This window comes from Aeromonas sp. QDB18 (genome assembly GCF_027705325.1).
Classification (GTDB): Bacteria; Pseudomonadota; Gammaproteobacteria; order Enterobacterales; family Aeromonadaceae; genus Aeromonas; species Aeromonas caviae.
In genome coordinates this window covers 1-19767 of sequence record NZ_JAPDBQ010000077.1, presented here as the reverse complement: position 1 = coordinate 19767, position 19767 = coordinate 1, and the positions used below count along the sequence as shown (strand labels likewise).

16 protein-coding genes are annotated in these 19767 nt (G+C 64.3%); 3 read left to right on the top strand and 13 right to left on the bottom strand.

Annotated elements, in window-relative coordinates:
* The first annotated feature begins 142 nt into the window (after positions 1–142).
* Positions 143–955 carry a siderophore ferric iron reductase gene (locus OKC30_RS12700; RefSeq protein ID WP_160839236.1) on the top strand — a complete coding sequence of 271 codons (813 nt, stop codon included), beginning with the start codon at positions 143–145 and terminating at the stop codon, positions 953–955.
* 73 nt (positions 956–1028) lie between these two features.
* Here OKC30_RS12700 and OKC30_RS12695 read toward each other — a convergent pair whose 3' ends face one another.
* On the bottom strand, positions 1029–1964 hold the full coding sequence (locus OKC30_RS12695) for a LysR substrate-binding domain-containing protein (RefSeq protein WP_160839234.1): 936 nt from the start codon (positions 1962–1964) through the stop codon (positions 1029–1031).
* Positions 1965–2124: 160 nt separating this feature from the next.
* Between OKC30_RS12695 and metE the strand changes: the two genes are divergently transcribed.
* On the top strand, positions 2125–4389 hold the full coding sequence (gene metE / locus OKC30_RS12690) for a 5-methyltetrahydropteroyltriglutamate--homocysteine S-methyltransferase (protein ID WP_160839232.1): 2265 nt from the start codon (positions 2125–2127) through the stop codon (positions 4387–4389).
* A 94-nt stretch (positions 4390–4483) separates the two neighbouring features.
* On the opposite strand, the gene OKC30_RS12685 is transcribed toward metE, so the two are convergent.
* Entirely contained in the window at positions 4484–5596 is a 1113-nt protein-coding gene (locus tag OKC30_RS12685) for a glycosyltransferase family 9 protein (protein WP_160839230.1), read from the bottom strand.
* Positions 5597–5773: 177 nt separating this feature from the next.
* Between OKC30_RS12685 and OKC30_RS12680 the strand changes: the two genes are divergently transcribed.
* A complete protein-coding gene (locus tag OKC30_RS12680; protein ID WP_270664119.1) occupies positions 5774–6898 on the top strand; it encodes an HPP family protein in 1125 nt (374 codons plus the stop codon).
* A gap of 76 nt (positions 6899–6974) precedes the next feature.
* On the opposite strand, the gene OKC30_RS12675 is transcribed toward OKC30_RS12680, so the two are convergent.
* The 11 genes from OKC30_RS12675 to nrfA form a co-directional block, all read right to left on the bottom strand.
* Entirely contained in the window at positions 6975–8228 is a 1254-nt protein-coding gene (locus tag OKC30_RS12675; RefSeq protein WP_042882483.1) for a D-amino acid dehydrogenase, read from the bottom strand.
* A gap of 153 nt (positions 8229–8381) precedes the next feature.
* On the bottom strand, positions 8382–9902 hold the full coding sequence (locus OKC30_RS12670) for a cryptochrome/photolyase family protein (RefSeq protein ID WP_270664122.1): 1521 nt from the start codon (positions 9900–9902) through the stop codon (positions 8382–8384).
* Entirely contained in the window at positions 9902–10042 is a 141-nt protein-coding gene (locus OKC30_RS12665) for a DUF2256 domain-containing protein (protein WP_160838950.1), read from the bottom strand. Before OKC30_RS12665 ends, OKC30_RS12670 begins: the two co-directional genes overlap by 1 nt.
* Positions 10043–10203: 161 nt before the next feature.
* On the bottom strand, positions 10204–11124 hold the full coding sequence (locus OKC30_RS12660; protein WP_270809651.1) for a serine hydrolase: 921 nt from the start codon (positions 11122–11124) through the stop codon (positions 10204–10206).
* 350 nt (positions 11125–11474) lie between these two features.
* Positions 11475–12665, bottom strand: a complete 1191-nt coding sequence (gene nrfF, locus OKC30_RS12655; protein WP_160838946.1) for a heme lyase NrfEFG subunit NrfF — start codon at positions 12663–12665, stop codon at positions 11475–11477.
* On the bottom strand, positions 12662–13249 hold the full coding sequence (locus OKC30_RS12650; RefSeq protein WP_160838944.1) for a DsbE family thiol:disulfide interchange protein: 588 nt from the start codon (positions 13247–13249) through the stop codon (positions 12662–12664). The genes nrfF and OKC30_RS12650 overlap by 4 nt, the downstream gene beginning before the upstream one ends.
* A complete protein-coding gene (nrfE, locus tag OKC30_RS12645) occupies positions 13246–15207 on the bottom strand; it encodes a heme lyase NrfEFG subunit NrfE (RefSeq protein WP_160838942.1) in 1962 nt (653 codons plus the stop codon). Before nrfE ends, OKC30_RS12650 begins: the two co-directional genes overlap by 4 nt.
* A 150-nt stretch (positions 15208–15357) precedes the next feature.
* Positions 15358–16311: a cytochrome c nitrite reductase subunit NrfD gene (nrfD, locus tag OKC30_RS12640; RefSeq protein ID WP_160838940.1), complete on the bottom strand. Its 954-nt coding sequence runs from the start codon at positions 16309–16311 to the stop codon at positions 15358–15360.
* A gap of 87 nt (positions 16312–16398) precedes the next feature.
* Complete coding sequence (locus OKC30_RS12635; RefSeq protein WP_039041283.1) at positions 16399–17079, bottom strand: 4Fe-4S dicluster domain-containing protein; 681 nt, start codon at positions 17077–17079, stop codon at positions 16399–16401.
* The gene (gene nrfB / locus OKC30_RS12630) at positions 17076–17669 is read right to left on the bottom strand and encodes a cytochrome c nitrite reductase pentaheme subunit (protein WP_041211523.1); all 594 of its coding nucleotides are present in this window, start codon (positions 17667–17669) and stop codon (positions 17076–17078) included. Before nrfB ends, OKC30_RS12635 begins: the two co-directional genes overlap by 4 nt.
* 51 nt (positions 17670–17720) lie before the next feature.
* Positions 17721–19166 (bottom strand): ammonia-forming nitrite reductase cytochrome c552 subunit, encoded by a 1446-nt coding sequence (nrfA, locus tag OKC30_RS12625; RefSeq protein WP_160838938.1) that lies wholly within the window; start codon positions 19164–19166, stop codon positions 17721–17723.
* Positions 19167–19767 lie beyond the last annotated feature (601 nt).

Genomic DNA, 19767 nt, shown 5'->3' with positions numbered 1-19767 from the left:
TCCAGCGAAGAGGTAATGGATTTCAAGTGTGACGAGCTGATTTTGGGAAAAAAAGATGCCGATTCAAGGGCGCTTACGAGGCGCGACTCAAATACGCATTCTGACCTTGCGCCCCGGCACGCGCCCGGGGCCCTTTCAACGAATGGGCGAGGAGAGGGGGCGCGGTGTGCCGCGCGGCCTTGGCCGGGAGAAAGCGGACGCGGAACGCGCCCTCGTCTCGGATCACCAGGCCCTGTTCGCGGCGGCGGCCAGCCTGATCCCGTCCCTCAAGGGGAACCTGGTGGCGGCCGGTGACGTGCGCCCGCCACTGACGGATGCCGCCGGAGCGACGTCGGCCGAGGTGGCCGCAGCCCTCCATGCGCACTGGCAGCAGGCACACCCGGAGGCGGGGCCCGCCTACTGGCTCACCCGCAGCTGGGGCATGCTCTGCTGGCAATCCATCTATCTCGCCATGGTGGCCGTCTATCGCCATCAGGCCGTGCCTGCCCTCGACAGGCTGGGACAGGGGCATGAGGCCGGCGTGGTGTCGGGTTTTACCCTGCCGGCCGAGCCCATGATCAGAGGGGAGGTCGGCGTGTTGATCAAGACGGCCGGGGAGCGACTCCAGGCGCACTGGCAGGGGCTGTTCACCCTCCTTGGGACGGCGCAGCGGCTGCGCCCCGGTTTCGTGCGCCCGCTCCTGGCGGACGATCTGCTGGCGGCCCTGGTGCGGGTGCCCGATTTCTTCGGGGAGGTGAGTCGGGAGGAGGTGAGGGCCCATGCCCCCCTCTGGCTTGAATCCTGTGGCCTGCCGTCGGCACATCTGACGGGTTGGCGCGAGGCGGGGCTGCCTCGGGACGAAGCCTTCCCGGGCTATGTGCGCCAGCGCTGCTGCCTGCACTACAAGCGCCGGGATGGGGAGCTTTGTGGCAACTGCCCGCGAAGGCAGGGTGGGGCGAGGGGTGACGAGTGCTGATGCCCGACTCTTCGTCTGCGCGGGCAACCCGTGATGAAAGCCGCCTGATCCTGGCGGCTTTTTTGTGTCCGGCTTACTGGGCCGCCATCCGGGTGCGGATGCGCTCGAACAGGCTCTGCAGGCAGGCCTGATCTTTGTCGGCGGCGCGCACGGCGCCATACATGTGGCGGCGAATGCCCTCCCCGAGAGGGCGCGCCTCAAGCAGGCCCTGGCGCACGAACTCCTCGCTGGCCCAGCGGGGCAGGGCGGCGAGCCCGAGCCCGGCGGCGGCCATCTGCAGCATGACCGAGGTGTTGTCCACCGGTTTGCAACGGGCGGGCTCCACCCCGGCCGGTTGCAGGAAACGGCTGAACACGTCCATGCGCGCCCGCTCCACCGGATAGACCAGCAGCACCTCCGGCCGCAGATCGTCCGGTGCGATGCGCCGCTGCTGGCAGAGGGGGTGATCCGGCGCCATCACCAGGGTGAGATCGAAGGCGAACAGCGGCTCGAAATGAAGATCCCCGCGGGCCTGCACATCCGAGGTGAGCAGCAGGTCGAGCTGGCCGCCAAGCAGGGCATTGATGGCATCGAAACCCGGCACCGACTCCACCTCCAGATCCACGCCGGGCCACTGGCGGCGAAAGTCCGGCAACAGCGGGAGCAGCCACTGGATGCAGCTGTGGCAATCGAGGGCCAGATGCAGCCTGCCCGCCTCGCCGCTGTGCAGGGCGAACAGCTGGCGCTCGGTCTGGGCCAGGGCGGGCAGCACCTGACGGGCCAGGGCCAGCAGATGCTGGCCTGCCGCCGTCAGCACCAGAGGGCGGCTTTTTCGAAGAAACAGCTCCAGATTGAGGCGGGTCTCCAGCTCCTTGAGCTGGTGGGAGAGGGCGGACTGGGTGAGGTTGAGGCTGAGCGCTGCCCCGGCCAGGGACCCTTGCTCGGCCAGGGCGCTGATGGTCTTCAGGTGTTTGAGATCGATGCCCAGATTGCTGCTCTGAGGGGGGCTGGATGGGGTGGGCGCGACCATGGCACTGCTCCTTTGTGCGTCAGTTGAGAAATTCTTGAGAGCCAGTTGAAGAGGATTCAATAGCCAAGGCCACCTTATCTTGTCATTTTGGATGTGTAAACATCTGGATGGCCAAACAATCCAGATCCTCATCAGATAACGAGCATAAGGAATGGAACCTATGACCTGCGCACACACCCTGGGCTTTCCCCGTATCGGCGCCAAGCGCGAACTGAAATTTGCCCTCGAATCCTACTGGCGTGGCGAAACCACCCAGGCCGAGCTGGTCGCCGTGGGCAAGAGCCTGCGTGAGCGCCACTGGCAGGCCCAGCGTACCGCCGGGGTCAACCTGCTGCCGGTGGGGGATTTTGCCTGGTACGATCAGGTGCTGGGTACCAGCCTGCTGGTGGACGCCGTGCCTGCCCGTCACCGCCACGGCGACACCGACCTCGACACCCTGTTCCGGGTGGCCCGTGGCCGTGCGCCGACCGGCCCGGCGGCTGCCGCTGCCGAGATGACCAAATGGTTCAACACCAACTACCACTACCTGGTGCCGGAATTTTACCGTGACCAGCGCTTCAAGCTGGGCTGGAGCCAGCTCTTTGACGAGGTGGAAGAGGCCAAGGCCCTTGGGCTGCCGGTCAAGGCGGTGTTGCTGGGCCCCGTCTCCTACCTGTGGCTTGGCAAGGAGAAAGAGAGCGGCTTCTCCCGCCTCGAACTGCTGGATCGCCTGCTGATCGTCTACCAGGAGATCCTGGCCAAACTGGCGGCCCAGGGGGTGGAGTGGGTGCAAATCGACGAGCCGGCTCTGGCGCTGGACCTGCCGGATGAGTGGCGCCTGGCCTACCTCAAGGCGTATGAGCGCTTGAGCGGCCCCTGCAAGCTGCTGCTCACCACCTACTTCGGGTCCGTGGCCCATCAGCGGGACATCATCACCAGTCTGAAGGTGGACGGCCTGCACCTGGATCTGGTGGCTGCCCCCGAGCAGCTCGAGACCCTGGTCCCGCACCTGCCGGCCCAGTGGGTACTCTCGGCGGGTGTCATCAACGGCCGCAACGTCTGGCGTGCCAACCTGGCCAAGCTGGCGCCGACCCTCAAGGCCTTGAAAGAAAAGCTTGGCGAGCGCCTCTGGGTGGCCTCCTCCTGTTCCTTGCTGCACAGCCCGGTGGATTTGACCCTGGAGCACGAGCTGGATCCCCAGACCCGCAGCTGGTTCGCCTTCGCCCTGCAAAAGTGCTATGAGCTGGGGCTGCTGTCCGACTACCTGGACGGTGGCGCCCTGGACAAAATCGAGGCTTACAGCCAGCCCATCGTGGATCGGGAGTCCGACAGCCGGGTTCACAAGAAGGCGGTGCAGTCACGACTCGCCAGCCTGACCAACAGTGACTTCGATCGCCAGAGCGCCTACCCGGTGCGTGCCGACGCGCAGCGCTCGGATCTGAAGCTGCCGCTCCTGCCCACCACCACCATCGGCTCCTTCCCGCAGACCTCTGAAATCCGGGTGCTGCGTCAGGATTGGCGTGCCGGGCGCATCGATGACCAGGCCTACGAGGCGGGCATCCAGGCCCAGATCAAGGACGCCATCGAGCGCCAGGAGGCCATCGGGTTGGACGTGCTGGTGCACGGTGAAGCGGAGCGCAACGACATGGTGGAGTATTTCGGGGAGCTGCTGGACGGCTTTGCCATCACCCGCTTTGGCTGGGTACAGAGTTATGGCTCCCGCTGCGTCAAGCCGCCGGTGATCACCCGTGACATCGACCGTCCGACCCCCATGACCCTTGAGTGGACGAAGTTTGCCCAGAGCCTGACCGACAAGCCGGTGAAGGGCATGCTGACCGGCCCCGTGACCATTCTCTGCTGGTCCTTCCCGCGGGAAGACGTGAGCCGCGAGCAGTCCGCCCTGCAGATTGGCCTCGCCATTCGCGACGAGGTGGCTGACCTGGAAGCCGCCGGCATCAAGATCATCCAGATCGACGAGCCGGCGATCCGCGAAGGGCTGCCCCTGCGCAAGCAGGATCACCAGGCCTATCTGGACTGGGCGGTGCGCGCCTTCCGCCTGAGTGCAAGCCCGGTGGTGGACAGCACCCAGATCCACACCCACATGTGTTACAGCGACTTCAACCTCATCATCGAGGCGGTGGCGGCGCTGGACGCGGATGTGATCACCATCGAGACGAGCCGCAGCCAGATGCAGTTGCTCGAAGCGTTCGAGCGCTTCAACTACCCCAACGAGATCGGTCCGGGCGTCTACGACATCCACTCGCCGAACGTACCGAGCCAGGGCTGGATTGAAGACCTCATCCGCAAGGCTGCGCAACAAATCCCGGCAGACCGGCTCTGGGTGAACCCGGACTGCGGCCTCAAGACCCGCGGCTGGGAAGAGACCACCGCTGCCCTGAAGGTGATGGTCGATGCGACTCGGGCGCTGCGCGCCGAGCTGGCCTGAGGGCTTCCATTCACCCGGACGAGCGCCCGGTGAGTGTCACCAAGACGAGAGAGGGAAGGCGACAGCCTTCCCTCTTTTTTTGCATGGCCGCTCCCTAGAGGGGGATCAGGGCGGGCCGGGGTGCGGGCAGGTAGCGGGTTGGGGAAACCGACATCGTCACCCGGTGAGGGGCGCTTGCGAGCGCCTCGGTCAGCCACTGTTGGTCGAGGGGGATGGCATTGCGATCCTCGATCACCAGATTGAGGTGCTGGGCGCCCAGGCACCCGTAGCGGGCGGGGTCGGTCTGGGTAAAGAGGCCAAGACAGGGCACACCGCTGGCGGCAGCCAGGTGCAGGGGACCGGTGTCGGCGCTGACGAAGAGGGAGAGGCCGCCCGTGAAGCGGGCCAGCTCCCCCATGTTGCCAAGGGAAACGTGCACGTCCCCGAGCAGGTGCTCGGGGGCGGCGGGATCCGCGAGCTGGATCAGCAGGGCATCCGGGCTGTGACGGCGCAGATCCCCAAGCAACCGCTGCCACTGGGGCTGGGAGAGCCCCTTGCCCTTGCGGGCGCCGGTGAAAAAGCCGATCAGGGGACGGCCAGGATGGGCTCGTCGCAGCGCACTCAAGGCCGGGCTTGGCCCCTGCAACAGGCTGCCAAGGGGGATGGGGTCGGCCTGATTGCCCGGTATGCCGAGCAGTTGCAGGGGCTGGTGGGCGTAGTGGCACTCACTGTCCGGAGCCTGCGGACGCGGGAAGATGAGATCCCCATGGCCATCGTCGAAGCCGCATTTCTCACGGGCCTGTACCCAGGCGGCGATGAAGTGATCCGTACTGGAGGCGAAGGGGACGTAGACCCTGTCGTAGTGCTGGCGGCGCAGACGCGAGAGTGCCGAGAGGGCGCCCGGCAGGTGCCTGCCCTGCAACCGGATCTGATGAATGTGCCGCAGGGGCAGATCGGCCAGGAAGGGGAGCAGGGTGGTGGGGCTGCACACCAGCTCCAGCTCGGCGTGGGGATGGGCGCGATGAAGCTGGTGCAGGAAGGGCAGCAGAAAGAGGTTGTTGCCGATGCGGTTGGTGCTGCGAATGACCAGGATCCGGCGGGGTGCCTGCGAAGAGGGCGGCAATGCGCTGCGACTGGCAAGCCAGCCGAGCAGGGGTCGCTCCAGTCCCGCCGTCCAGACCCGGCGTTGGCCGTCGAAGCGGCGCAGGGCATCGTTGAGGTGAGTCATACCGCTGGGCTCCAGTGTTGGGATGGCGTAAAGGGTGCCAGCGGACTCTTAAGACAATGTTAAGAAGGGAAAAAGCGTGCGGATGATGGCCATGGCGGAGCGGGGTGCTGGTGCGGGACGGGGGAAAGTGGCTAGAATTGCGCATTTGAAATAAATGTTATCGTCCGCGGGAGCACCATGCAGTTCAGGGATTTTTTGCCGGTATCGACCAATACCAGCGTCAAAGAGAGTTGTTACGGCGCCCTTGGCGCCCTCATCGGCTTGCTCGGCACCGCCTTGCTGTGCCGCTGGGGGTTGGGGCTCGAGGTGCACTGGCTCATCGCCCCCATGGGGGCCTCCGCCGTGTTGCTGTTTGCCGCCCCGGCCAGCCCCCTGGCCCAGCCCTGGTCCATCCTTGTGGGCAACGGGGTGTCTGCCCTGATGGGGGTATTGAGTGCGAGCCTGGTGCCGGACATGGCTATCGCCTCGGCCCTGGCGGTGATGCTGGCCATCGCCGCCATGTTCCTCACCCGCAGCCTGCACCCGCCCGGCGGCGCCGTGGCCCTGACCGCCATCATCGGCGGCGAGGGGATCCGGGCGCTCGGGGTCGGCTACGTGCTGCTGCCGGTGCTGCTCAACTCCCTGTTGCTGCTGAGTCTGGGCTTGCTCTACAACCGCGCTCTGGGGCGTCGTTATCCCCATGGCGGCAAGGCGGCGCCCAATCGCCACCAGACGGCGGATCCCCAGCCGAGTGCCCGACTCGCCACCCAGGACATCGACTTTGCCCTGCAAAAACACGGGGAACTGCTGGACATCAGCCGCCAGGATCTGCAGGAGCTGCTGCAGGAGGCCCAGCTTCACGCCCTGCGCGAGCGAGTGGGGACGGTACGGTGCCAGGATGTGATGTCGCGGGATCTCGTCGTGACGACGCCACAGGCGCTCGCCATGGAAGCGTGGCATCTGCTCTCCCACCACCAGATCAAGGCGCTGCCGGTGGTGGATGAGGGGGAGAGGCTGGTCGGCATCATCACCCTGCACGACCTGATGATCGACCGGGCGGGTCACCAGCCGAGGGCGAAAGAGGCCCTCGAGCAGCAGCAGGTCGCGGATCTGATGACCCGGGAGGTGCAGACGGCGCGGCGCTACCAGCCTCTCTACGATCTGGTGGAGGCCTTCTCCGACGGGGGGCTGCACCACATGCCGGTGGTGGAGGGGGAGCAGCTGGTGGGCATCATCACTCAGTCCGACATGGTGGCGGCCCTGTTCACCCTGGCCCTGAAACCCGGAGTGACGAGCGAGGAGGCGACCCCGGTGTCGTCGTAGCCAGGGGGGCAAGAAAAAAGAGGGCGTGCCAGGCACGCCCTCTTTTTTCGCAGACTTGCACAGACGGTGCCAACGCCTAGCCGTAGCGGGCCAGGGTGAGCCCCTCGTCGCTGATATCCGGGGTATTGCCCGAGATGAGATCGCTGAGCAACTGGCCCGATCCTGCCGCCATGGTCCAGCCCAGGGTACCGTGGCCGGTATTGAGCCAGAGCCCGGGAATGGGGCTTGGGCCGACCAGGGGTGTGCCGTCCGGCGTCATGGGGCGCAGCCCGGTCCAGAAGGTGGCCTGCTCCAGATTTCCCCCCTGGGGGAAGAGATCCCTCACCACCATGGCCAGGGTATCGTGGCGTCTGGGGTTGAGCGCCAGGTTGAAGCCCGAGAGTTCGGCCATGCCGCCCACCCGGATCCGTTCGTCGAAGCGGGTGATGGCGACCTTGTAGGTCTCGTCCAGCACAGTGCTGCGCGGCGCGCCCTCGGCATCCGTCATCGGCAGGGTGAGGGAGTAACCCTTGACCGGGTAGACGGGGAGCTCTATCCCGAGGGGGCGCAGGAAGCCGGTGCCATAACTGCCGAGGGCACAGACGATGGCGTCGGCCTGGAAGCGCTGCTCGCCGGCACGGACCGCCACGGCGCGTCCCTTCGCGATCTCGACCTCGTCGATGGCGCAGTTGAAGACGAAGCTCACCCCGAGCTTGCGGGCCTCGTCCGCCAGGGCCTGGGTGAAGCGGAAACAGTCACCGGTTTCATCTCCCGGCAGGCGCAGGCCGCCCACCACCTTGCCACGCACCCTTGCCAGGGCGGGCTCGACCTCCTCGCAGCCGTCGGCATTCAGAGACTGATAGGGGACGCCGTACTCCTCGAGCACGGCGATGTCGCGCTGGCTGGCATCGAGCTGCGCCTGACTGCGAAACAGTTGCAGGGTGCCGAGCTGGCGCCCTTCGTAGTCGAGCGCCAGCTCGCCCCGCAACTGCTTCATGCAGTCGCGGCTGTATTCGGCCAGCCGTACCATGCGCCCCTTGTTGACCGCATAGGCCGCCGGCGTGCAGTTGGCGAACATCTTCAGCATCCAGCGCAGCTGGAAGGGGTCCGAGGTGGGCCGCACCGTGAAGGGGGCGTGCTTTTGCAGCAGCCATTTGGCGGCCTTGAGGGGAATGCCGGGGGCAGCCCAGGGGGAAGCATAACCCGGGGAGATCTGACCCGCGTTGGCATGGCTGGTTTCAAGGGCCACCCCGTCACGCCGCTCCAGCAGGGTCACTTTGTGACCGGCCTTGGCCAGATACCAGGCGCTGGTCACACCGACCACGCCACCACCGAGTACCACTATGTCCATCTTGTCTCTCCTTGACTGGGGCCTCCACCTTAATCAGCCGCCACAGGATATTCAACTGGTGTCGATGTCATTGGTGGTTATCGCTATTCACATTTTGTTAACTGGCTCTCAATGTTGTCATTTGCTCACTTTCTGGCATGAAATTCGGTCGATTCAGAGCCGTTCCAGGTGGAGCAGATGATGCTCTGCCGTCGTCAGGATGGCTTGCTGCTGTTCTGTGGTTTGGCCATCCCAGTTGGCATAGGGCAGGGCGAGGCGAGGGTTGTTGCCAAGTTTGTCCCGGTTGCGCCATAAAAAGTGCCAATAGAGGCTGTTGAAGGGGCAGCTGTCCGGCCCGCTGCGGGCCTTCACCTGATAGTGACACCCCTTGCAGTAGTGGCCCATCCGCTCGAGATAGGCGCCGCTGCTGGCGTAGGGCTTGCTGCCCATCAGGCCGCCATCGGCAAACTGGCTCATGCCGCGGGTGTTGGGCAGCTCCACCCACTCAATGGCATCCACATAGATGCCCAGATACCAGGCATCCACCTCGTCAGGGTGGATCCCCGCCAGCAGGGCGAAGTTGCCGGTCACCATCAGCCGCTGGATATGGTGGGCATAGGCGTGCTCCAGAGACTGTCGAATGGCGTGACGTACGCAGGCCATGCTGGTTTCTCCATTCCAGAAAAAACCGGGCAGGGGTCGCTCGGCCCCGAGAAAGTTGGTGCGCCGATACTCGGGCATTTTTTCCCAGTAGAGGGCGCGGACAAACTCGCGCCAGCCGAGGATCTGGCGGATAAACCCCTCCACCTGCGCCAGGGAAATGGTGGCCTGATTGGCCTGCCAGTGAGCTTGCGCAGCGCGGATCACCTCGAGGGGATGGAGCATCTTGCTGTTCATGGAAAACGACAAGCGGCTGTGGAACAAGCTCCAGCCCCGCTCGCTCAGGGCGTCCTGATAGCGACCGAAGTGGGGCAGGCAGTGTGCAAGGAAGTGTTCAAGCAGTGCGCGGCTCTGGCGCCGGGTGACGGGCCAGGGCAGGGCGTCGGCATCGGCACTGCCAATGGTGGCGACGCCGTGGCGGGTCAGCATGGCATCGATGTCGCTCACCTCGTTGGCAAAGGTGAGGGGCGCCGGAATGGGTTGGCTCGCCGGCAATTTGGCGCGATTCTCGGCATCGAAGTTCCAGCGCCCCCCAAGGGGCTGGCCGCGCTCATCGAGCAACACCCGGTACTGCTTTCGCAGGGCGCGGTAGAAGAACTCCATCCGGCTGTGGGGGTAGCGTCGCCAGCCATCGCGGGGGGTGAGAAAATGTTCGCTGTCCACCTCAGCGGTCGGGATGGCAAGGCCTGAGGCCCACTGGGTCAGCTGGCTTGCAAGGCGCCACTCGTCCGGGCTCTGCCAGGCGAAGCGATCGGCCTGATGCGCTTCTAGCTGGGCCGCCAGCAAGCTCGGCAAATCGGGCCAGGGGGCGCTCTCATCGAGAGTCAGGTAGCAGACCCGGTGGCCCGCCTTGGTGAGGGCGGCGGCGAAGGCGCGCATGGCGGCAAAGAAGGCTAGCACCTTCTGGCGATGGTGGCGGCAGTAGTCCGTCTCCTGGCGCAGCTCCACCATCAGGTAGCAGACAGCGGCATCCTGCGTGTGAAACCAGCTGTGACCTGCGTTCAGTTGATCCCCGAGAATGAGGCGTAGCTCCATCAGGGGTGCTCCTTCCGACGACGGCAGCGTTCGCTGCAATAGCGCACTTCCTGCCAGCAGCGGGCCCACTTGCGCCGCCAGGCAAAAGGACGCAGGCAGACGGGACAGATCTTCTCGGGTAGATGGAGTTTGAGGTGCATGTGGCGGCCCTGTTGATGCCCTTGGTTTCTCTCTGCCTCCTTAACGAAGCACCATACGGTCGGGATCACTGGGGGAGCAGAAAGAGGCAATAGGGGGTGATTGCCACTCATGAAAAAGGCCCCCGCACCTGCCGGTTCGGGGGCCCTTGTTCTCGTAGCCGTTACTGGCTGCTGAAGAGCCTGGGCTGGGGAGTGGACTGCGCCGTCAGGGTCATGCGGCCCGAGGTTTCCAGCCAGCTCTTGATCTTTCTGGCATCGGCGACCCGTTCATCCGTGGTGTTGGCGTGAAGCAGTACCATGACCACGGGCTCGTTGTTGACCCGGGTTCCCATCACCAGGCAGCGCCCCGCCTCGCGGATATAACCGGTCTTGGAGACCAGAATGGGCCAGCTTCCTTCCCGTACCAGGCGGTTGGAGTTGAGGTAGTGCAGCTGGCGCTTGCCGTTGCGTACCAGACGCTGCTCGGAGGCTGTGTACTGGCGGATCAGCGGGTAGGTGGATGCGGCAGCAGCCAGTTTGGCGAGATCGTGTGCGGTGGAGACGTTGCGGGGGTTGAGCCCGGTGCTGTCGGCGAAATGAGTGCTCCACATGCCGAGCATGCGGGCCTTGGCGTTCATTGCCTTGATAAAGGCTTTGCGGCCACCCGGGTAGTGCCGTCCCAAGGCGGAGGCTGCGCGGTTTTCAGAGGACATCAGTGCGATGTGCAGCATGTCGGCGCGACTCAGGCGAGAGCCCACCGCTAGGCGCGACCCCGTGCCCTTGAGTCTGTCCACGTCATCCATGGTGACGGTGAGAGTCTCGTTGAGGCGCTGATTGCCGTCCAGTACCACCAGCGCTGTCATCAGCTTGGTGATGGAGGCGATGGACATCACCCGGTTGGCGTTGCGCTCTGCCAGTGTCTCGCCGGTTTTCGGGTTGATGACCACGTAGGCATCGGATCTCAGCGGCAGGTTGCTGCGGGGTTCGAGCAGGCTGTTGGTGGAAGAAGAGGTCGCAGAAAACGGGTTGGCATGGGCGCTTTCCATGCTGGCGGGAAGGAGGAAGGCGCCGAGCAGCAAGGGAAGAAAAGGACGAAGGTTCATGATTTGACTCTACTACGACTCACAGGGACATTTGGCTAAGTTATATGACGGTAATTGACGCTTCACAACGTCTGGTGGCCGGATATTTCCATTTTATGGGCCAGCGCACCTTGAAATCCCCCGCATCGGGGCTATTGGGCCCGCAAAAGGGAGTCATAGAGGCCTGTCAGGCCATGCCAGACACGCCACCACGGGGGCGCACTATATGCTGGCGACGGGCGGGATGACGACTCTTTTTGCACCTTTCGGCGCCTTGGGATGATGAAGGGGTCGTTAATGGCGACCATGGCGATAAAAACGGCGCCCGGCAGGGAAGATGGCCCGCTGCATTATCGCCGTTTTGCCCCGCTTCATCCTCTCATCATCCGCGCGGTCTGAATGGCCTCGATCAGCGCGGCCCGGTTGATGCGGGGGCGCTCCTCGTCCAGCAACTGCTGCCAGAGGATGATGGCCCGGGAGTAGCGGCCGTGCAGGAAGTGATCGGAGGCGAGCAGCATCAGGGCGCTCACCTCACCCTTGTCCTGCTTGAGCGCGCTATCGAGCAGGCGCAGCGCCTCCGGGGTGAGCTGCTGGCCTGCCTGGTAGTAGAGCACGGTAGCCTGTGCGGCCTGGGTCGCAGCGCTGGCGCCCCCTTCTTGCAGGGCGAGACGCTGGTAGGCGAGCAGGGCGTTCTCGTACTCGTCCCGATAGAGATAGAGCTGGCCGAGCGCCGCCCAGCCGTCGAGATCGGCGGGGTTGGCTTGCAGGCGCTGGTGCAGGGCGCCCAGCTCCTTGTCTTGCAGATCCCGCGGGCTCAATCCTGCCAGCGGATCGGGGCACGACTGATAAGCCTGCCACGCCTGATAGCGGCCGGTGCCGGCATAAATACCGGCCATCAGCGCCAGCAGCAGGGTTCCAAGCAGTATCCAGGCGCGCAGCCAGAGCAGTGGACGGGCGGTGCGATCTCTTACCAGCCGCTCGCGCAGGGCCTGCTCGGCGGTTGGGGTGGCGTTGGCGAGGTGGGCCAGCTCCAGCTCCCGGTAGAGGCGGTTGTGGGGGGCAAGCCCCGCCTGCTGCTCGGCCATGATCAGCCGGTTCAGCTCGGCCCTGGGGTCGTGAGCGAGCGCCCCCTCGGCTCTGTTGCCGACAAGCGGCACCCGCGCCGGTTGCCGGCGATGCAGGCTCCTGCGCAGGCGATTGAGCGCCAGCAACAGCAAGAGGGCGGGGCCGCCCCACAGCAGCGCCGTGCTGCGCTTGAAGGGGGGATCGTAGCGCACGAAATCGCCGAAGCGCTCCGTCATGCGGGCGATCACCTGCTCATCAGACTGTCCCTCGTCCACCCAGCGGTAGACCTCGAGCCGCAGATCCCGGGCGATGGGGGAGTTGGACTCCACCAGGTTCTGGTTCTGGCACTGGGGGCAGCGCAGGGCGCGGGCCAGTTCCTGAGCGCGGGTCTGCCGCTCGGGGTGGCGAAACTCATAGGTGTCGACCCCGCTGGCAAGGGCCCCGAGGCTCAAGGCCAGCAAGAGCGGCGCGATCAGGGCGTGGCCGAGACGGTTCATGGCTTGCTCTCCCGCACTTGTTTCTCTACTTCTCTTTCCACTTCGGGCTGGCTAGCGGTGTTGCTGCGGGCCTTTGCCAGCAGGGGGGCAAACTGGCGTTGCCAGACCTCCCGGGTGAGCAGGCCGGTATGGCGGGTCAGCAGGGTGCCGTCGCCGGCGAAGAGATAGGTCTCCGGCGTGCCGTAGACGCCGAGCTCCAGTGCGAGTCGGCCGTCGGGGTCGGCCAGCACGGCGCGATAGGGGTTGCCCGCCTCGGTGAGCCAGGCGCGGGCGGCATCTCCCTTGTCCCGGTAGTTGAGGCCATAGAGGGGCACGGCGCTGGCCAGATCACCCAGCAGCGGATGTTCGGTGCGGCAGTTGGGGCACCAGCTGGCCCAGACGTTGAGCACGAAGGGCTCCCCCTTGAGCGCCGCGGTGTGGATGGGGACGCCGCCAAACAGATCGTCACTCTGCCAGGCTGGCAGAGTGCGCCCTGCGACGGCCTCATCCTGGCTGTAGGGGTTGTTGCCAAGGCCGAGCCAGAGCAGGGCGCCGAGCCCCAGGGTGAGCACGAGCGGCACGAACAGGCGCAAACGGGCGTTCATAAGGACTCCTGTTCAAGCCGAGGGTAGGGGGCGGTCGCTGACGCAGGATGGCTAGCCAGCAGCGGTCGGCGGGCGAGCAGGCGCAGGGCGCCGCCCGTCATCATCAACAGGCCGCCGAGCCAGATCCAGCGCACCAGCGGCTTATGGTGCAGCCGCATGGCATAGGCGCCGGGTCCCATCTTCTCGCCAAGCACCACGTAGAGATCGCCGAGCATTCCCCATTTGATCCCGGGTTCGTTCATGTTCATGGTGCGCACGCTGTAGTGACGCCGCTCCGGGGTCAGCCGCGCAACCTCTTTACCGTCCTTGTGCACGCTAAGCGTGATGCGCTCGGCGGTGTAGTTGGGGCCGATGAGCGGCTCGCTCCCCTCGTAGCGAAACGCGAAGGCGCCGAGCCGATAGGGTTGGCCTGCGGCGAGTACCGCGCCCCCCTCCTGACTGTGGTGACTCACCTGCGCAATGCCGAGGGCGCACACTGCCACCCCGAGGTGGGCCAGCAGGCTGCCGAACCGATTGAGGGTGAGCTCGCGCAGGGCGATCGGTTGCAAGAGCGGGAGCAGCAGGCTGGCCATCAGCCAGAGGCTCAGCACGTTGGCCGCAAGCCCCAGCCAGCTTGCCCGCAGCGGTTCGGGATAGGCGAGGCTCAGCAAGGTGCCCCCCAGCAGGCCGAACAGGCATGGGAGCAGCACCGTGATGCGGCGCTGGGCTGCCAGATGTTGCCAGCGCAGGCGCGGCAGCTGGGTCATCAGCGCCATCAGGCAGAGGGCCAGCGGCACGAAGATGGTATTGAAATAGGGGGCGCCCACCGAGAGCGAGCCCAGATGGAGCGACTGGAACACCATGGGGTAGAAGGTGCCGAGCAGCACGCTGGCGCAGGCCACGCAAAGCAGCAGGATGGCGGCGCCGAGCAGCCCCTCTTTTGACAGCAAGCCAAAGCGGGCATAGGGAGCGCGAATGTCCGCCCGCAGGGCAAAAAGGGTGAGGGCGCAGGTCAATAGCAAACCGAGCAGCAACAAGAGGGTGAGGCCGCGGCTGGGGTCCACCGCAAAGGCGTGTACCGAGGTGAGCACCCCGGAGCGCACCACGAAGGTACCGAGCAGGCTCAGCGAAAAGGTAAAGATGGAGAGCAGCAACACGGCGTGGCCGTAAGCGCCGCGCTTCTCGCACACCACCAGGGCGTGCAGCAGGGCGGTGCCGAGCAGCCAGGGCAAGAGGGAGGCATTTTCCACCGGATCCCAGAACCACCAGCCGCCCCAGCCGAGCTCGTAATAGGCCCACCAGGAGCCCAGCACGATGCCGGCGGTGAGAAAGACCCAGGAGCCGAGCGCCCAGGGGCGGCTCCAGTGGGCCACGGCGCCATCGAGCCGACCCGAGTGCAGCGCCGCCATGGCGAAGGCGAAGTTGACCGCAAAACCGACATAACCGAGATAGAGCAGGGGCGGGTGGATGATGAGGCCGATATCCTGCAGCATGGGGTTGAGATCGCGCCCCTCCAGCGGCCCCGGGAACTGGCGGTCAAACGGGCTGGAGAAGATCAGGGTATAGAGGCCAAACAGCCCGACGATCAGCCCCATGATGGCCAATACCCGGGTTGTGATCAGCGGGTCGACCCGCCTGGAGCAAAGAGCTACCAAAGCGCCCCACAGCCCCAGCGCAAAGACGAAGAAGAGCATGGAGCCCTCGTGGCCGCCCCACACGGCCGCCAGCTTGAAACCCATGGGCAGGGCGCTGTTGGCGTGCTGGGCCACATAGACCAGGGTAAAGTCATCCTGGCCAAAACAGCTGGCGAGCAGCAGCAGGGCTGCCCCGAGCAGGAGCGCGACCAGGAGGGCCAGCGGTGCTGCGCAGCCCAGCAGGGGGCGTGAGGCGAGCCGCAATCCCAGCCAGGGCAGGGTGCCTTGCAGCAGGGCGAGCCCGGTCGCCAGCAACAGTGAGAGATAGCCGAGCTCCGCCAGCACACAACCTCCAGTCAATCATTCGTCTATGTTATGCCGCAGCGTCTGCTGCCGTACCGGCGCTGGGGGATAACATCCACATTTTTGGCAACAACCCATCGCAATAAATAAACGCCAGTCACCCGAGGGTGGCTGGCGCTGGTGATCGTACCGTTATACGACTGTCATTTGACCGGCATAGAGCACGAAGTAGCGCAGCAGCAGGATCCCCACCAGGGTCAGGCTGCAGACCAGCACCAGATAGCCGTTTTTGGCCCGCAGCGGCGCGGGGGCCAGCAGGGCCAGCAACTGGGGCAGCAGCATGCCGATGCCCACCACCCCGAGCCAGAACACCTGAGCCCAGAAGCCGCTGCCGATGGCGGCCCACATGGCTGCCTCCTTCTGGCCGCCACCGAAGTAGAGGCCGGTAAAGAAGCAGACCAGCAGCAACACCTCCACCGCCAGCACCGGCCGCTCGAAGCGGTGGACAAAGCTCACTCCCTGGCTGTGATGGTTCTCCTTGAACAGGGTGACCGCCAGCAAGATGGTGGAGGCGATGCCGGAGCTGACGCCGGAGATGAGGAACAGCACCGGCAGCACCGGGTTGTTCAACAGCGGATAGGTCTTGAGCGCGGAGAGCAGAAAGCCGGTGTAGGCCCCCAAGAGCACGGCAAGCAGCAGCAAGAGCGGCGCCAGCAGCCGCTCGATGCGGGCAAGCCAAGCGATGAGATTATCCACAAAGGCGAACTTCTCTTGCAGCAGGTGACTGCGCAAGGTCTCGATCTCGGCCCGAAACACCACTGCCAGCCAGGCGAACAGCACCGCCATGTAGACCTGGAACAGCATGACCCCCATCGACATCACGGAGTCGAACTGGTAGTGGAACATCAGCTTCCAGAAGGTCCAGGGGCGGGCCAGGTGGAAGATGAGGATCAGTAACCCCAGCACCACGCTCACCGGCGCCAGAATGGCAGTCGCCTTGATGATGCCGCTCTCGCTGCCGGCTCCCTTGCGGCGCAGCAGCACCGAGAGGGTGGTGGCCCCGGCGGAGATGCCGAGCAGGAACAGGTAGATGGCTATGGGCCAGTCCCACACCAGCGAGGGGAAGTGAAATGCATCATGCAACATGATCCATTCCTCCTTCTGTTACTGCGGTAGATGGCGATCGGACAAATCCCCACACAAGGGAAGGGAAGTGAAATGCCTCTTGCATCGTCATGACTTTATCTCCCCTTTGGGCACGCGGTACATCTTGGGCGAAGTGCCGAGTGCCTGCTTGTAGCGATAGGTGGTCTCCTTTACCAGCCGTTTGGCGATGGGGCTGTCCGGGTCATCCAGATTGCCGAACACCAGCGCCTTGGTGGGGCAGGATTCCACGCACGCCGGCTCCTTGCCCGCCGCCAGGTTGGTCTTGCGGCAAAAGTCGCACTTGTCGGCCACCTTGGTCACAGGGTTGATAAAGCGCACCTGATAGGGGCAGGCAGCCAGACAGTACATGCAGCCAACGCAGAGATCCGGGTTGACGTCGACGATGCCATCCTCCTTGCGGATATGGGAGGCACCGGTGGGGCAGACGTGCACGCAGGGGGCGTTGTCGCAGTGCTGGCAGGACTTGCGAAAGAAGTGGTACTCGGCATCGGGGAAGGTGCCGATGGGGCCGGAGCGGATGATCTCGAGGCGCGAGACCCCCTCTGGCACCTGATTCACCTCCCGGCAGGCATCCATGCAGGCGGTACAGCCGATGCAGGCCGTCTCGTCGTGGAGCATGCCAAAGCGGACCCCGTCGATGGTCTGGCTGTGGGCGAGGGGGGTAGCAAGGGAGCGAGTCGGCCCTGTCATCATGATGAGGGCCCCCGCGCTCATCCCCGCCATGAAGTGACGGCGAGAGCAGCTCATGGTACCTCCTTGCCCGAGGTGGTGTTCGCCTTGGCCGCCTTGACGGCCTCATGCTGCTTGCTGTGGCAGTCGACGCAGAGCTTGATGCGAGACTTCTCCGGAATAGCCACCATGGGCTCCTTGGCCGGGTGCAGCTGGTGGCAGCTGGTGCAGGTGAGCTTGGTGGCGTGCACGTCGTGGGCCCAGAGCGCCTCGCGCAGCACTTTGGGCTCGTGACAGCTCATGCAGACCCCGTTCTGCTCGGCGATGGGGTAGCGCTCGGTACTCTGTTTGTCATTGAAGCTGTCGCTAAAGCGCATCACGTCCTTGACCCCTTCCCGGTGTTGGGGAGAGGGCTGACCATGGCAGTTGGTGCAGGTTACCGGCGCCAGGTTGTTGGGGTTGGTCGCCTGGCCGTGCTTGCCGTGCATGCCTTCGACCTGCTCCTTGTGGCAGTCGGTGCAGGCCTTGTCGGCACTGCGCAGAAATTCCACTTCATGTGTAGTAGGTGCCGGGGCGGTTGCCGCATCGGCCGCCTGGCCCTGCAGGCTGGTCAGCAGCATGGCTGCCATCAGCATCAGTCGTAAGAAATCCATTGTTAAATCACCCATAGGAAGCCTCCATCCGGCTGCGGGCCCGACACTGCGGGCCCGCATGCCTCGTCATTGTGCGAGCCGTCCGGCCGCTTTGGCCTCGGCATCCCAGGCGGGGACTGTGGTCTTGAGGAACTGGGCCTTGTCGCTGTTCATCTGCTTCATGTCCATCCCAAGAGCGGCCTGGGCCTTCTCCTTGCTGGAGATGTCAGGAATGGCGATCTCGTGGCTGATCCCCTTGGCGGCCAGCAGGCGTGCCAGCTTGGTGCGGGCGTCGGCGGCCTTGTCCAGGGCGGTTCCCAGCATGCGCAGCGCCACTTCCGGGGCGTGCATCTGCACCCCGTGGGAGGCGATGGAGAAGTCCCAGCGCCATTGGGCGTGACGGATATCCTGCAGAATGTCCTTCATCTCGGCCTCGGTGGCACCGGCATCCCAGGCGGCCTTGGCTTCAAAGTGGGCGTGCACCAGCTGCTTCTCGACTTTGAGCTTGATTTCGGTGACGGCGTCCTTGCGCTGCTTGACCACCCCTTGCAGCATCTCCTTGCTCTGGGTGTGGCAGTTGCGGCAGGTCTGGTCGAAGCGATCGAAGGGGTTGCCTACCTTGTGGTCGGTGTAGACCTTGCCTTGCTCGTTCTGCACCTTGGGCATGTGGCAGTCGACGCAGGCGACGTTGTTCTGGCCGTGAATGCCGGCGCGCCAGGTCTCGTACTCCGGATGCTGGGCTTTGAGCATGGGGGTCTTGGAGAGGGCATGGGTCCAGTCGGCAAAGCCAATCTCGTCGTAATACTCTTCCATCTGCTCAACAGTCGTACCCTTGTCCCAGGGGAATTTCACCGCCTTGGTGGGGCCGCTGAAGTAGTACTCCACGTGGCACTGGCCGCACACCTGAGACTGCTGATCGAAGCGTCCCTGCTCCTTGAACGGCTTGCCGATGGCGGTCATGGCCCGGTCGGCATAGGGACGGGAGAGGTGCAGGGCGGGTTTCCCTTCCTTGAACTCTTTCGAGGCGGTGTCGTGGCAGTCGGCGCAGCCGATGGTGTTGACGATCTCCGGTCCGCCTTTTGCCCACATGCCCTTGAAGTAGCCATCCTCACCCTTCTCGTCGATGACGCGGGCCACGTCCGGGCCTTTGCAGCTCCAGCAGGCCATGGGCAGCGGACCGTCTTCGGCAGTCTTGGGGGCGCCGGTACGCAGGGTTTCCCGCACGTCGGTCAGCGCATAGAAGTGGCCGCGCGGCTTGTTGTAATCCTTGGAGAAGGGGTAGCCGGCCCAGAGCACCACCATCTGCGGATCTTCCGCCAGGGCGTCGGTGCGCTCGCGGCTCTCGCTGGTGCCTTTCCAGCTGGTGAACTGATCGGCGTGATCCTTGGCGAACAGCTCGCTGCGCGCCTCGATCTTGCCCTTGCTTTGTGCCTCGTCGGCCGCCTGTGCCCAGCCGCTGGTGCCAAGGCAGGTGGTAAGCAGCAGGGCGGCGAGGCCCAGCCTGGTCTGTCTGTTGTGTGAACTCACGATCATCACTCCCAAATCGATCTCATTGCCAAGCCTGACCGTTCCATCCTGGATGTGGGCATCAGCCCCCGCACTAGGCAGGAGCAGGCAGGCCGATTAATTGTTATTAGTGAATAAAACCCATGTATTTATGCGATTGCTCGAGCTGGATATTACCAAATGGGTAAAACGAATGATGATTTATCGGGAGCGGGATTGCGCTAGATCAATTGGCGGAGCCGGCAACAAGCGGAAATGAGATCCCGGTTAAATTATGAGGAAACTCAACTTATTGCACCATTGTTAACGCTGTTGTCTGGCGACAGTGGGCTCAGTTGCCCGCCAGCCCGCGTCCGGCAAGGAAATGTGCGTCAAATGGTGCGAGCTGTATTCATTTAGGGATAGAAAATTTCTAATGTATATATATGCATTATTAACTTCAGGGGAGGGAGTCATTATAATCCCCTTATTGCCGGATTCAATCAGAGGATTGTCCATGGATACCATGGCCTATTCGAACGATGATCCAGTAAAAAGAGCCGGCGCTTGCCGCAATGCTGTTCACTTAAGCGGAGCCGCATTGCGATTTACCGGAAAACGGGTCTTTGATATCTTCACCGCCCTGGGT